The 13,837-nt window shown below is 70.1% G+C and carries 13 protein-coding genes; 5 read left to right on the forward strand and 8 right to left on the reverse strand.

All coding sequences use genetic code 11. The features are described 5' to 3' along the window. Positions 1–25: 25 nt before the first annotated feature. Positions 26–1,906: a 1-deoxy-D-xylulose-5-phosphate synthase gene (gene dxs / locus ABT294_RS28795; RefSeq protein ID WP_350809457.1), complete on the reverse strand. Its 1,881-nt coding sequence runs from the start codon at positions 1,904–1,906 to the stop codon at positions 26–28. A gap of 146 nt (positions 1,907–2,052) precedes the next feature. On the opposite strand from dxs, the gene ABT294_RS28800 reads away from it, so the two are divergent. Next, positions 2,053–2,877 (forward strand): neutral zinc metallopeptidase, encoded by an 825-nt coding sequence (locus tag ABT294_RS28800; RefSeq protein WP_350809410.1) that lies wholly within the window; start codon positions 2,053–2,055, stop codon positions 2,875–2,877. Between the two features lie 128 nt (positions 2,878–3,005). After that, the gene (locus ABT294_RS28805) at positions 3,006–3,797 is read left to right on the forward strand and encodes a neutral zinc metallopeptidase (protein WP_350809411.1); all 792 of its coding nucleotides are present in this window, start codon (positions 3,006–3,008) and stop codon (positions 3,795–3,797) included. 3 nt (positions 3,798–3,800) lie between these two features. Here ABT294_RS28805 and ABT294_RS28810 read toward each other — a convergent pair whose 3' ends face one another. The 5 genes from ABT294_RS28810 to ABT294_RS28830 all read right to left on the reverse strand — a co-directional run bounded on the left by ABT294_RS28810 (position 3,801) and on the right by ABT294_RS28830 (position 9,152). Next, positions 3,801–5,006, reverse strand: a complete 1,206-nt coding sequence (locus ABT294_RS28810; protein ID WP_350809412.1) for an ROK family transcriptional regulator — start codon at positions 5,004–5,006, stop codon at positions 3,801–3,803. 35 nt (positions 5,007–5,041) lie between these two features. Then, a complete protein-coding gene (locus tag ABT294_RS28815) occupies positions 5,042–6,304 on the reverse strand; it encodes a sugar ABC transporter permease (RefSeq protein WP_350809413.1) in 1,263 nt (420 codons plus the stop codon). Beyond that, on the reverse strand, positions 6,301–7,065 hold the full coding sequence (locus ABT294_RS28820) for an ATP-binding cassette domain-containing protein (protein ID WP_350809414.1): 765 nt from the start codon (positions 7,063–7,065) through the stop codon (positions 6,301–6,303). Before ABT294_RS28820 ends, ABT294_RS28815 begins: the two co-directional genes overlap by 4 nt. Before the next feature lie 64 nt (positions 7,066–7,129). Continuing rightward, complete coding sequence (locus tag ABT294_RS28825) at positions 7,130–8,233, reverse strand: sugar ABC transporter substrate-binding protein (protein WP_350809415.1); 1,104 nt, start codon at positions 8,231–8,233, stop codon at positions 7,130–7,132. A 193-nt stretch (positions 8,234–8,426) separates the two neighbouring features. Next, positions 8,427–9,152 (reverse strand): sulfite exporter TauE/SafE family protein, encoded by a 726-nt coding sequence (locus tag ABT294_RS28830; RefSeq protein ID WP_350809416.1) that lies wholly within the window; start codon positions 9,150–9,152, stop codon positions 8,427–8,429. Positions 9,153–9,707: 555 nt separating this feature from the next. Between ABT294_RS28830 and ABT294_RS28835 the strand changes: the two genes are divergently transcribed. After that, on the forward strand, positions 9,708–10,451 hold the full coding sequence (locus ABT294_RS28835) for a neutral zinc metallopeptidase (RefSeq protein ID WP_350809417.1): 744 nt from the start codon (positions 9,708–9,710) through the stop codon (positions 10,449–10,451). Positions 10,452–10,481: 30 nt separating this feature from the next. On the opposite strand, the gene ABT294_RS28840 is transcribed toward ABT294_RS28835, so the two are convergent. Continuing rightward, positions 10,482–11,108 (reverse strand): TetR/AcrR family transcriptional regulator C-terminal domain-containing protein, encoded by a 627-nt coding sequence (locus ABT294_RS28840; protein WP_350809418.1) that lies wholly within the window; start codon positions 11,106–11,108, stop codon positions 10,482–10,484. 68 nt (positions 11,109–11,176) lie between these two features. Between ABT294_RS28840 and ABT294_RS28845 the strand changes: the two genes are divergently transcribed. Continuing rightward, entirely contained in the window at positions 11,177–12,115 is a 939-nt protein-coding gene (locus ABT294_RS28845; RefSeq protein WP_350809419.1) for an ATP-binding cassette domain-containing protein, read from the forward strand. Beyond that, on the forward strand, positions 12,112–12,948 hold the full coding sequence (locus ABT294_RS28850) for an ABC transporter permease (protein ID WP_350809420.1): 837 nt from the start codon (positions 12,112–12,114) through the stop codon (positions 12,946–12,948). Before ABT294_RS28845 ends, ABT294_RS28850 begins: the two co-directional genes overlap by 4 nt. Before the next feature lie 141 nt (positions 12,949–13,089). Here the strand turns inward: ABT294_RS28850 and ABT294_RS28855 are convergent, their stop codons facing one another. Then, positions 13,090–13,833, reverse strand: coding sequence for a hypothetical protein (locus ABT294_RS28855; protein WP_350809421.1), 744 nt, complete (start codon positions 13,831–13,833; stop codon positions 13,090–13,092). Positions 13,834–13,837 lie beyond the last annotated feature (4 nt).

A 13,837-nucleotide genomic window follows, 5' to 3' on the forward strand; every position in this document is an offset into this window, starting at 1 on the left:
CTCACCGACCGTGATCATGCCTGTTTCAGCGGCGTACCGGCTGGTTCTCGACGGAGGTGCTGCGCTTGGCGACCGCCTCGGTGATCTCGCGGGCGAGGTCCTGGCCGGTCAGTCCGATCTGGCCGAGGATCGCGGCGCGCTTGGCGTGGTCGAGGAAGCGCTGCGGGATGCCGTAGGTGCGTACCGGGACGTCCACGTCGTGGTCGCGCAGCAGGCGGGCCACCGCGTCGCCGACGCCGCCGACCCGGCCGTTGTCCTCGACGACCGCGACCAGCTTGTGCGCGCTCGCCGCCAGCGCGAGCGCCTCGTCGAGCGGCTTGACCCAGCGCGGGTCGACCACGGTCGCCGAGATGCCCTGCGCGTCGAGCAGGACGGCGGCGTCCATGCAGACCTGCGCCATCGGGCCCACGCCGACGAGCAGCACGTCGGGGTCGCCCGCCCTGAGCACGTCCATCTCGCCCAGCTTGCCGACCGCGTCCAGGGGCTCGGCGACCGGGCCCTTGGGGAAGCGCAGCACGGTCGGGGCGTCGGAGACGGCCACGGCCTCGTTCAGCAGCTCCGTCAGCCGGTCGCCGTCGCGCGGCACAGCGATCCGCAGGCCGGGGATCACCTGCAGGATCGACAGGTCCCACATGCCGTTGTGGCTGGCGCCGTCGTCGCCGGTGACGCCCGCGCGGTCGAGCACCACGGTGACGGGCAGCCGGTGCAGCGCGACGTCCATGAGGAGCTGGTCGAAGGCGCGGTTGAGGAAGGTCGCGTAGACGGCGACGACCGGGTGCATGCCGCCGAGCGCCAGGCCCGCGGCACTCGTCAGCGCGTGCTGCTCGGCGATGCCGACGTCGTAGATGCGGTCGGGGTAGGCCTCGGCGAAGGCGGCCAGGCCGGTCGGGTGGAGCATGGCGGCGGTGATCGCCACGAGGTCCTCGCGCTCCTTGCCGAGCCTGACCAGTTCCTCGCTGAACACGTTGGTCCAGATGCGGCCCTTGGGCTTCTCCTGGCCGGTGATCTTGTCGAACGGGCCGGGGCCGTGGAACTGGTCCTCGTCGTGGTTCTCCGCCGGGGAGTAGCCGCGGCCCTTCTGGGTGAGCGCGTGCACGATGACCGGGCCGCGGAAGTCGCGGGCCTTGCGCAGCGCCGCCTCCATGGCCTCCTCGTCGTGGCCGTCGATGGGGCCGACGTACTTCAGGCCGAGGTCCTCGAACATGACCTGCGGGGCGATGGCGTCCTTGACGCCCTTCTTGATGCCGTGCAGCGCGTCGTAGAGCACCGGCACGTTGCCGAGCTTCTCCTTGACGTACTCCAGGACGTCCTCGTAGCGGCGGTTGACCCGCAGTTTGGACAGATGGGAGGCGAGGCCGCCGATCGTGGGCGAGTAGGAGCGGCCGTTGTCGTTGACGACGATGACGACCGGAAGGTCCTTGACGGCGGCGATGTTGTTGAGCGCCTCCCAGGCCATGCCGCCGGTCAGCGCGCCGTCGCCGATCACCGCGACCACCGTGCGGTCGCGCTCGCCGCGCAGCTTGAACGCCTTGGCCAGGCCGTCGGCGTAGGACAGGGCGGTGGAGGCGTGCGAGTTCTCGACGAAGTCGTGCTCGGACTCGGCCTGGCTGGGATAGCCGGACAGGCCGCCCTCCTGCTTGAGCGCCTCGAAGCCGGTGGCCCGGCCCGTCAGGAGTTTGTGCACGTACGCCTGGTGGCCGGTGTCCCAGACGACGGGGTCGGCCGGGGAGTCGAAGACGCGGTGCAGGGCGATTGTGAGTTCCACCACACCCAGGTTCGGGCCGAGGTGGCCGCCGAACCTGGAGCAGGCGTCGACGAGCAGGTCACGGATCTCCTCCGCCAGCTGCGGTAGCTCCTCCGCTGCGAGCCGTTTGACGTCGTGCGGTCCCTTGACTGAGCCCAGCAACCCGCTCACGGATCCCGTTCCCCTCTGCTCTTGTTCGCCGACGCGTCGAGTCTAGTTCGCGGACGCCACGCTGACTCCATCGAGTCAAATGCACCCACATTTGTCCGATCTTGACCTAGTCTTTTCCCACTATGAACGCTCTCCCCATGAAGAAGCTAACGTCACTTATGGCCGCCGGGGTGGTTGTCGCCCTGGCGGGCGTGGGCACGGCGTCGGCTGAAGCACAACCAGTCCAGCAGGTCCAGCAGGCCCAGCAGCAGGCGGCGCCGCCGCGTGGCAAGGCCGCCGCGACTGCCAACCCGCTGTACCGGACCGGACGGCTCGCCAGTTCCAACTGCTCGCCCGGTAGTCTTCCGAAGGGCAGCACAACCGCCTACAAGCGCTTCCTGACGCGCGTCACCGACTGCCTGAACCGGTCCTGGAGCTCCCAGTTCCGCAAGGCCGGGCTGTCGTTCAGCAAGCCGAGGCTCCGCATCATCACCCATAAGGTCCGCACCCCCTGCGGCCCGTGGAGCGCCGGTGCCGACGGCATCTACTGCTCCACCGACCGCACGATGTACATGCTGATCACCCGGACGCAGCTGCGTAACCCGTTCGCCCTGGGCATCACCCGCCTGATGGCGCACGAGTACGGTCACCACGTCCAGTCCCAGTCCGGCATCTGGAACTACTACTGGGCCGCCAGGAACAGCGCGGGCAAGTCCGGCCAGCTCCAGCTGTCCCGCCGGTCCGAGCTGCAGGCCGAGTGCTTCTCCTCGGTCTTCATGAACACGGTCAGGAACACCCTGCCGGTCGACTCGGGTGAGTGGGACTACACCGTCGACTGGTTCCGCAAGAACGGCGCCAAGGGCTGGCCGCAGAACGACCACGGTCGCGGCCCGACCCAGGCGGCGTGGATGAACCGCGGCTTCAACTCCGGTTCGCCCGGTGCCTGCAACACCTGGACGGCCTCGCCCGGCGCGGTCTCCTGACGTCCAGCTCCACACCTGCACGCCCATGCGGCCCGCGCCGGTCTCGGCGCGGGCCGCGCTGCATTCCGGACGAGCTACCGCAAAATTGGGCTAACGCCGCCGCATGCGGTGGTCTAAGATCCGCGATCGTGCGTATCCCCCTTATCGCGGCGTCTGTGTGCATGGTGGCGGGTCTGGCGTTGTCCGGCACCGCCCATGCGGAGACGGTGTCCACCACGGCCGCGCCCGCCGCGCTCCCGTCCGCGTTCCCGTCCGTGCTCACCAAGAACAAGATCTACCGCTCGGGAACCGCGTCGGCGCTGTCGTGCGCGATCCCCGCGATCCGCGAGGGCAGCGCAGCCTCGCTCAAGGCCTTCCACCAGGCGATGGCCGCCTGCGCCAACCGCTTCTGGGCCACCAGGTTCCGGGCGGCGGGCATGCGCTACAGCCCGCCGAAGATCGCCATCACGACCGGCAGCGGCTCGGTGTGCGGGAAGATCACCAGCAACGGCGCGCAGTACTGCCCGGCGCAGCGCACGATCGCGATCCGGATCATGAAGCGGGACCTGCAGGACCCGTTCAGGATGAACATCGCGCACTCCGTCGCGCACGAGTGGGGGCACCACGTACAGCAGCTCACCGGCATGCTGGACGCGCAGAACGTGCTGTACTGGCGCGCCTCGGGCAGCGCCCGCACGGCCCTCAGCCACCGCCTGGAGATGCAGGCCGAGTGCTTCGCCGGCGTCTTCTACAGCGCCACGCTGGACTCGATCGACCCCGGGATCACCTGGGAGCAGTGGGTGGACGCCGTCAGCAGAGCCGGCGAGAGCAGGATCCACGGCAAGCCGGCCAACCTCGCCTACTGGCAGGACCGCGGCTACAGCCGCGGCTCGGCCCGCTCCTGCAACACCTGGACCGCCGCCAGGGCCGACGTCTCGTAGCTCCTATCCGCCGGCCCTCGCCAGGACCTCCAGAGGGTCGGCCAGGACGTTGGAGAAGGCCAGCTCGGCGGCGCCGACGAGGGTCGCGTCGTCGGCCAGGGCCGAGGTGCGCAGCCGCAGCCGCTCCCGCTGCGGCGCCATCGCGTTCAGCGCGAGCTGGCTGCGCACCTGGGCCGCCGAGCCGAGGTAGACCTCCCGCAGCACCCCCCCGAAGATCACCATCTCCGGGTTGAAGATGTTGACCAGGTTCGACACACCCAGCCCGAGCCAGTAGCCCACCCGGCTCAGCGCCTCCTGCGCCACGATGTCGCCCCTGTCGGCGGCGTCGACGACCGCGCGGACCGCGTCGCGCCCGTACTGCTCCCCCACCAGCCGGCCCGCCGACTCCAGCAGCGCCCGCTCCCCCACCTCGGCCTCCAGGCAGCCGCGCGAGCCGCAGCCACAGGCGCGCCCGCCCGGGTTGACGACCATGTGCCCGACCTCGCCGCCGTACCCCTCGTGCCCGCCGAGCAGCTGGCCGCCCGCGATGATGCCGCCGCCGATGCCGACGTCCCCGTGCAGGTAGACGAGGTCGCGGACGCCCGCGCCGACACCCCTGCTGTGCTCGGCCAGCGCCGCCAGGTTGGCGTCGTTGCCCACGCTGACCGGCAGCCCGAGGCCCAGCCTGCGGCCCAGCTCCTCGCCGAACGGCACCTCCTCGGCCAGCAGGTTCGGGCCGAACCTGATCACGCCGTCGCCCTTGCGCACGCCTCCCGACACCGCCGCCGCCACGCCGACGCAGACCGTGTCGGCCCTGGTCCTGCGCCGCATCTGCCTGGCGAACCCGGACAGTGTGCCGGCCAGCTCGTCCAGCTCGAACGGGCCGCGGCGGCGGGCTGCCACCCTGCGGTCGAGGATCACCCCGCCCAGGCCGACGCGCGCCACCGCGATCCGGTCGGGCCCGACGTCGAAGGCGAACACGTACACCCGCGCCGACTCGGGACGCACCACCAGCGACGGCCGCCCGGCGCGGCCCGTCTCGCGCGGCAGCTCCTCCCTCACCAGCCCGGCGGCGGTGAGGTCGGAGGTCAGAGCCATGATCGTGCTGCGGTTCAGGCCCATCCGCGCGGTCAGCTCGGCGCGCGAGATCGGCCCGCTCAGGTGGACATGGCGCAGCAGCGCGCCGAGGTTGTGGCGCCTGATGTCCTCCTGGGAGGGGCCGGCACGCATCGTCTGTGGTTCCTTGGACGGCTGGAAGTCGCTGATCACCTTAGACCAGCGGCAGCCGCCCGTTTGCGCGCCAGGGCGTCGACACCCGCGGCGAGCAGTAGGACGAACCCGGTGACCAGGTACTTGACGCTCGCACCGTACTGCATCAGGCCCATGCCGTTGTCGATGACCGCGATGACCGCGCCGCCGAGCACGGCGTCCAGGACCCGCCCCTTGCCGCCGAACAGGCTCGTGCCGCCGATCACGGCCGCGCCGACCGCGTACAGCAGCACCGAGCTGCCGCCCGTGTTCGGGTCCACCGAGCTGGCCCTGGACGCGGCGATGACGCCGCCGACGGCCGCCATCGAGGAGCAGATCACGAACGCGCTGATCTTGATCCTGTCCACGGCGATGCCGGCCCGGCGGGCCGCCTCCGCGCTGCCGCCGACCGCGTAGATGTGCCGTCCGAACGCGGTGCGGCGGAGCACGAACGTCCACGCCAGCAGCAGCCCGAGGATCACCGGCACCACGATGGGCACGCCCGTGAGCGACGTGAGCTGCGGGTTGAAGCTGCGCTCCAGGTTGAGGACGTACACCGCGAGGCCGGCGATGACCGCGAGCGCGCCGACCCTGGCGGCGATCAGCGAGAGCGGCTCCGAGACCAGCCCCCGCCTGGCCCGCCTGCGCGCCCGCGTGAGCTGGAGCCCGGCGTAGCCCGCGACGCAGACCGCGTACAGCGCCCAGCCCAGCGCGGGCGGCAGGTTCTTCTGCGCGACCGCCCTGATGACGGGGTCGTTGATGGAGATGTTCGTGCCCTCGTCCACCAGCACCAGGGCGAGGCCCTGGAAGGCGAGGAACGCGGCGAGCGTCACCACGAACGACGGGATGCCCACCTTGGCCACCAGCGTGCCGAGGACCGTCCCGATGACCACGCCGCTGAGGATCGCCGCCGCCACCGAGACGTACCACGGCAGCCCCATGTCGGTCAGCGTCACCGCCAGGACCGCGGCGCACACGCCGCTGGTGAACCCCGCCGACAGGTCGATCTCGCCGAGCAGCAGCACGAACACCAGGCCCATCGCGATCACGGTGACCGCGGCGCCCTGGGTGAACAGGTTGGCGAAGTTGATCGCGGTGAGGAAGGTCGGACGGGCGACGGCGAAGGCCGTACAGAGGACGACCAGGCCGAGCACGGCCGGGAGCGCCCCCATGTCGCCGCCGCGCACCCGCTCCACGTAGGCGCGGGAGCTGTTGGCGATCGACGGCGACCTGACGGCCGTGACGAGCGCCTCGCCGGGCAGTTCCTTCACTTTGCTCATGGGGTGACCCCGTTCCTGAGTCCGAGGTCACCGCTGCGGCCGGAGGTGATCAGCTCGACCACCTGGGCGTGCGTCACGTCGGCGGTCCTGACCTGGGCGGCCATCCTGCCGAGGTAGAGCGCCGCGATCCGGTCGGAGACGGCGAACACGTCGTTCATGTTGTGCGAGATGAGCACGACCGCGAGCCCCGTGTCGGCGAGCCTGCGCACCAGCTCCAGCACCTGCGCCGTCTGGGCGACACCCAGCGCCGCGGTCGGCTCGTCGAGGATGACGACCTTGCTGTTCCACAGGACGGCCTTGGCGATGGCGACGGTCTGCCGCTGGCCGCCCGACAGGCTGGAGACCTGCTGCCTGATGGACTTCACGGTGCGCACCGACAGGCCGTTGAGCGTCTTCTCGGCCAGCTCCTCCATGGTGTCCTCGTCCAGGACGAGCCCGCTGCGGCGCTCCCTGCCGAGGAACATGTTCTGGACGATGTCGAGGTTGTCGCAGAGCGCGAGATCCTGGTAGACGATCTCGATGCCCAGCTCGCCCGCGTCGCGCGGGGTGTTCACCTGGACGGGGCGCCCGTCGAAGAGGATCTCGCCCGCGTCGATCGGATAGCTGCCGCCGATGCACTTGACCAGCGTCGACTTGCCCGCGCCGTTGTCGCCGACCAGCGCGGCGACCTCTCCGGCGTAGGCGGAGAAGGACACGTTGTGCAGGACCTGGACGGGACCGAAGCTCTTGTCGATCCCGCGCGCTTCAAGCAGGGGGGTCATGAGGCTCCCTCTAGGAGGGGTACGGCCGCCCGCGCCCGGGCGGCGACCGTACCCTGTGCCGCTTCTACTGGATTCCGGCCTCCGTGCACTTGGCGGCGAAGTCGCCCGTGCACAGCTCCTGCTTGGTGACGTAGCCGTCGGCCACGACGTCCTTGACGTTGTCCAGGGTGATGGCCTGCGGTTCGAGCAGCTCGGACGGCACGTCCTGGCCGGTCTGCGGGTCCTTGACGCTGCCGCTCGCCGTCGGCTTCTCGCCCTTGGCCAGCGCGACGGCGAGCTTGGCCCCGGCGTCGGCCTCCTTCTTGACCGCCTTGTACACGGTCATGCACTGGTCGCCCGCGAGGATGTTCTGCAGCCCCTGGACGGTGGCGTCCTGGCCGGTGACCGGCACCTTGCCGTTGAGGTTGTTCTTCTTCAGCACGGTGATGGCGGCGTTGCCGAGCCCGTCGTTGGCGGCGAGCACCCCGGCGATCTTCGGCTGGCTGGTGAGCATCTGCTCGAAGAGCGTGCCCGCCTGCGTGTTGTCCCACTCGGGGACGGCCTGGTCGGGGCCCTTGACGTACTCGCCCGAGTCGAACTTCGGCTTGAGCACGCCGTCGTAGCCCGCCTTGAACAGGGTGGCGTTGTTGTCGGTGGGCGAGCCGTTGAGGTAGGCCACGATCGGCTTGCTCACCTTCTTGTCGGCCAGGCACTTGGACAGGCCCTCGCCCTGCAGGGTGCCGACCTTCGTGTTGTCGAAGCTGACGTAGTAGGCGGCGCCGCCGCCCAGCGTCAGCCGGTCGTAGTCGATGGTCGCCACGCCCTGCGACCTGGCCTTGTCGATCACCGTCTTGCCGGTGCCGCTGTCGAGGTTCACGATCATCAGGACGGTCGCGCCGTTGGTCATCATCTGGTCGGCGATGGTCTGGAAGGCGGTCTTGTCGTTCTGCGCGTTCTGGATGTCGTAGGCGACTCCAGCCGCCTTGAACGCCTCTTCCAGGTACTTGCGGTCCGCCGTCTCCCAGCGGGCCGAGGACTTGCTGTCGGGCAGGATGACGCCGACCTTCCCCGGCTTCTGCGAGTTCTGTGCGGTGGTGGTGCCACCCTGGCCGCCGCCGCCCCCACAGGCGGTGAGACCGAGGGTCAGCGCGGCGGCCGTGACGGTCAGGCTGAGGATCCCCTTGCGCATGGTGCAGGGTCCTTTCTCCGGAGGAGCCCCGAATGAATGTTGTGTGCGGCAACGTATTCCGCCACGGACAGCTTGTGAAGAGGCGTCGAAGGGGTAGTTTGTTGTTCCCGGTAACAATCCAGAAACGTCCGGTCAACCTGTGCGACCACTCCTGGACCCTGACGGCTCCTAGAAGATGTGACGAGCAGGGGCCTCAGGCGGCCAGGCTCTGGACGATCAGGGTCATCGCCGACAGAGCGGCCACCGCCAGGACCGCCACCCGGACCCTGCCGCCGTCCAGATACCGCCGCAGCGGCCCCGACACCAGGAACCCGGCGATCATCGGCACGACGAGCGTCGCCCCTGTGGTGAGGGCGCCGACCGGCAGCTTGTCGACCAGCGCCAGGATGATCAGCGACTGCCCGGCGCTCAGGAAGAAGAACATCGCCAGCGTGGCCCGGATCTGCGGCCCCTTCGCACTCTGGTAGACCAGCGCGATGGGCGGACCGCCGATGCCGGTGGAGGTGCCGGTGATTCCGGAGACGAACCCGGCCGAGGTGACCGTCAGCCCGTTGCGGGGGAGGCTGACCGCCCACGTCGTGAGCCCCACGGCCACCAGCACCATGACTCCCACGAACACGCCCAGGACCTGGGTCGACACAGAGACCACGATCAACGCCCCGATGGCGCTTCCGGGCAGCCTGCCGAGCACCGCGAACCCCAGCCCGCGCCAGTCGACCCGCCGCCACTCCACGGCCAGCGTGAACAGCGGCAACGTCAGATTGACCACCTGGATCGCCCCGGGCATCACACCATGGTCGAGCAACGTGAGCACCGGAGCGGCCACCAACCCCAGCCCGAACCCCACACTGCCCTGGACGACCGCCCCGACAAATACCGCTAAACCGCCAACAACCAGGATCAACTCCGCATGACTCATGGGGAAGAGTCAACCATCATCACTCTCCGCAAACCTGGCTGCGCAGCGCCCACACACGCCCCCCTCAGGTGCGGCACCGAAACGATGTCGCGCGCTGACGGCCACGGTGAGCTCAGGGAACACGCCGCTCTCGTCCGGGGGGCAGGGCGCGGGCACGAACGCCCGGCTCGCGACGTGCGCGTAGTCCGGGCCGCCGCCCTCAGGAAGCGCACGCCGGGAAACCGCCCGCGGGCGGAGCAGCACGCCTGGAACGACGCGCAGGCCGGAGAGGAGCCACCCAGCGAACCAGCACTTCGCCGGGTGGCGCTCTCATCGTGCCAGACTCCGACGGGCCGCACTGCTCTAAGCTCCGAGATCGTGCGCCTCACCTTGCAGTCCGCCGCACCTCCGGCACCCCCCGCCCACTCCACCGACGGCACGTCCACACAGCACCCAGCTCACCCACCCCTCACGAGCCACCCCCTCCACCAGCCCGACACCGGCGAACCCCGCACGCGACACCCCTTCGGCCGCCGTCCTCTTGCCGGCGGCGCCAGGCGGGCTGCCGGACGCGCGGTGGTAGCTCTGCTGGCCGCCGTCGGCCTCGCCACTCAGGCATCCGGGGCAGCTGAGGCCGCCGCGGGCAAGGGCCCGTTCGCCGGGACCGGGAAGCTGGCCGCCACCCCGTGTCCGGAGCCGTCCCTCTCGTACGGCGGCATCCCGAGGACGCGGGAGTACCTCACCGCAATGCTGAAATGCCTGGATAAATCATGGTCTGCCCACTTCGCCCGGAATGGGCTGGCCTTCCGCAAGCCGGAGGTCCGCTTCTACGAGGCCCCGGAACGGACGGTGTGCGGCGTCCCGTGGCCCACCGACGCCGCCGCCTTCTACTGCACCGACCGCGGCACGCTCGTCTTCCCCCTCACCGGCGACTGGATCGAGAACCGGACCGACCTGTACCCCCTGAAGGTGGCCGCCCACGAGTACGGCCACCACCTGCAGAGCCTGACCGGCATCAGACGCCACTACGAGTCGCGCATCCGCGCCGACCGCGCTCACCAGGCGGAACTGGGCCGCCGCTACGAACTCCAGGCCGACTGCCTGTCGGGCGTCTTCCTGGGCGGCGTCCGGCACTCACTCTCCCGGACGGCCGGCGACTGGAACGCCCTCGTGGAGGCCACCCGGGCCAGCGGCGACGACGACGACTACCGCAGCCACGGCACGGGAGCCAACCGGGTGTACTGGCTGAAGCGCGGCTACCAGGCCGTCTCCCCGTCGGCCTGCGACACCTGGACGGCACCACGCGCCCGCGTCGCCTGACCCCCCGACGGCCTGGCTGCCCCGCCTCGTCTAGGTTCCGGCTCCGGCGAGGCGTTGGCTCATGCCGTCGAGGATCAGGGCCAGGGACGCCTCGAAGGAGTCGTCGCCCTGCGGGTCACCCGTCTCGATCAGCCAGGCCATCATGCGCGGGTACCTCGCCTGGAAGGCGACCAGGTCGGGGTGGTCGTCGGTGTCGGGACGCGTCCGCTCCGCCTGTTCCTCCAGCGTGAACCCCGCCACGAAGTTGGTCACCGCGAACAGCCCGCTGAACGCGTCCGCCGCCGCGAACCCGGCCCGTTCCAGCGCCTCCACCGCCAGCTCGACCAGCCCGAACATCTCGTCGGTTGGCTTGGTGCCGGCCGCCAGTCTGGCGCCGTCGCGGTGCGAGTTGAGCATCGCCCGCTCGCCGCGGGCGTAGTCGGCGATCCACTCGCGCCACCGGGCCGGGTCGTCCAGCGGGCGTCGCCTGGGATGCGCGGAGGACATCGCCGCCGCCATCGCGTCGAGCAGTTCCTGCTTGTTCTTGAAGTGCCAGTACAGGGCCGGAGCCTGCACGCCGAGGTCCGTCGCGAGCCGCCGGAGGGTGAGGCCGTCGAGCCCCACCTCGTCGAGGAGCCGGAGCGCCGCCGCGACGATCGTGCCTCTTTCCAGTGCCACAGTTGACAGCTTAACAACGTTCAAGACATCCTTAACGCTGTTAGATTTAACGCCGTTAAGGAGCCCTCATGATCTACGCGCAAGGGCTGCGGAAGCGCTACGCGGCCAAGGAGGCGCTCAAGGGCATCGACCTCACCGTGCCCGCGGGCACCGTCTGCGGGCTGCTCGGCCCGAACGGGGCAGGCAAGACCACCGCCGTCCGCATCCTGACCACGCTGCTCCGCCCGGACGAGGGCCGGGCCGAGGTCGCGGGCCTGGACGTGACCCGCGACGCCACCCTCCTCCGCTTCCGCATCGGCCTGGCAGGCCAGCACGCGGCCGTGGACGAGTTGCTGACCGGCCGGCGCAACCTGGAGCTGTTCGGCCGCCTCTACCACCTGCCCAGGGCCACCGCCAAGCGCAGGGCCGCCGAACTGCTGGAGCGCTTCGGCCTGGCTGACGCCGCGAACCGCCCGGTCAGGACGTACTCGGGCGGCATGCGCCGCCGCCTCGACCTGGCCGCCAGCCTGATCGTCTCCCCGCCCGTCCTGTTCATGGACGAACCCACCACCGGCCTCGACCCGCGCAGCCGCCTCGACCTGTGGAACCTGCTCCGGGGCCTCGTCGCGGACGGCACGACACTGCTGCTCACCACCCAGAACCTGGACGAGGCCGACCATCTCGCCGACCAGGTCGTGGTGCTCGACGACGGCCGCGTGGCCGCCGCGGGCACACCGGCCGAGCTGAAGAAGCGGGTCGGCGGCGACCGCATCCAGATCGTCTTCCGCGAGCCCGCCGACGTGGCCGCCGGCCTGGGCCTGGTGCGCCGGGCCGTCCCCGGGGCGCGGGAGCCGGTCACGGCCGAGCGGAGGGTCACGGTCGCGGTGGAGCAGGGCGCGCAGTCGCTCATGCGCATCGCGAGCGCCCTCGACTCGGCCGGAATCGCCGTCGAGGACCTCGCCCTCCGCCAGCCCACCCTGGACGACGTCTTCCTCCAGCTCACCACCGCGAGAGGTGCCCGGACATGACCTCCTTCACGCTGCCCGCGCCGCCGGCGACGTTCGCCGGGCGCCTCAGGTGGACGATCTCCGACTCTCTCACGATCGCCGGGCGCACCTACTCCCGTCTCAAGGCCCAACCCGGGGAGATCGCCGGGTTCCTGGTGTTCCCCATCATCATGACCGTGCTGTTTGGCTATGTCTTCGGCAGCGCGATCACCCTCCCTGACGGGGGCGACTACCGTGACTTCCTCATGCCGGGCATCTTCATGCAGGTCATGGCGATGACGGCAACGGCCGCGGCCACTGCGGTCGGGGAGGACATGGAACGCGGCATCATCGACAGGTTCCGCGCCCAGCCGATCGCCCGCGGCGCCGTCCTCATCGGCCGCAGCGTCGCCGACCTGTCGATGCACCTGCTGTCGCTGGCGTCCATGGTGGCGGCGGCCGTGCTGCTCGCCGGCTGGCGCGCGCACGGCGCGCCCGCCCGGACGGCCGCCGCGTTCGGCCTGCTGGCGCTGTTCGGCTTCGCCATGATCTGGGTCGGCACCTACATCGGCCTGTTCGTCAAGAGCGGCTCCCAGGCGGACGCGGCCACCTTCGGCTGGCTCTTCCCGATGACCTTCCTGGCCAACACGTTCGTCCCCACCGAGGGCCTGCCCGCCTGGCTCAAGCCGATCGCCGACTGGAACCCGATGAGCGCCACGGTCGCCGCGGCCCGCGAGCTCTTCGGCAACCCGACGTCACACTCGACGGCCTGGCCCCTCCAGCACCCGATCACGACCAGTCTCGTCTGGTCGGCCGCCATCATCGTCGTCTTCGCCCCGCTGGCCGTCCACCGCTACAGAACGAGCACCCGCTGACCGTTCCGCCCCGACCTCTCCTCGATCAAGCCGTCTCCGCGCGTGACGCTCGACGTGTTTCGACGATCGTCGAGTCGGAATGGCCACGAGAGCAGAAGGTGCCTCGTAGACGGCCCGGCGGAAGGAGCTCGGCTTCGCCCGTCACTTCTTGGAGAGAATGCGCCCTCTGAACATCGGGTGCTTGGTCTCCCAGTATCTCCAGCCTTCTATGCGCGCGGGAACGCTGGATATTCCGCTGGTGACTCTGACTATGCGGCAGCTGCCGAGCTGCGACCACTGCGACCAGCCGACGCGGTAGCCGAAAACGCGGAACCACATATTGCCGTACATTCCATCGCTGATCTTTCGCGTGTAGTCGTGCCCCGTGAAGACCATGTGCCGCAGTTCGAGGTGGGGAGTCACCTGCTTGCGCAGATGGCGGACCAGATCCTTGATGGTGAGCTCGTTCTGCTTCTCTCTTTCGAGTTCGGTGAACGCCCGGATCTCGTGTTCCCGCGTGACGTGCGCCGCCATCTCGCCACCGGGGCCGTCGATGTAGCGGGTGCGGGGCACGAAGAAGTTCCTCGGCTTGAGGAACTGGACCCTGAAGAAGGTCGTCGGTCCGCAGCGGCTGAGGCCCTGCCCGGGCGGCGCGTGCAGTTCCTGGTCGTGGTCGTTGTTGTAGTTACTGGTGGTGGTGCTGCTGCTGTTGTTGTTGTGGTGGTCCCTGGTGCTGTTGGTTCTGGCGCTGGGATCGTCGTCGAGCGGAGCGGCGAGGGCCGGCGCGGCCACGGTGACGGCGGCGGCCATGGACAGAGCCCCGGCCATGCCCAGTCTCGCCAGCCCCTTGACCGACCGGTGCGCGCGCGGGTGCGCGGCGTTCTTTCGGGGACTGGACGTGAACATCGAC

Source organism: Nonomuraea sp. NPDC000554 (assembly GCF_040300065.1).
Classification (GTDB): Bacteria; Actinomycetota; Actinomycetes; order Streptosporangiales; family Streptosporangiaceae; genus Nonomuraea.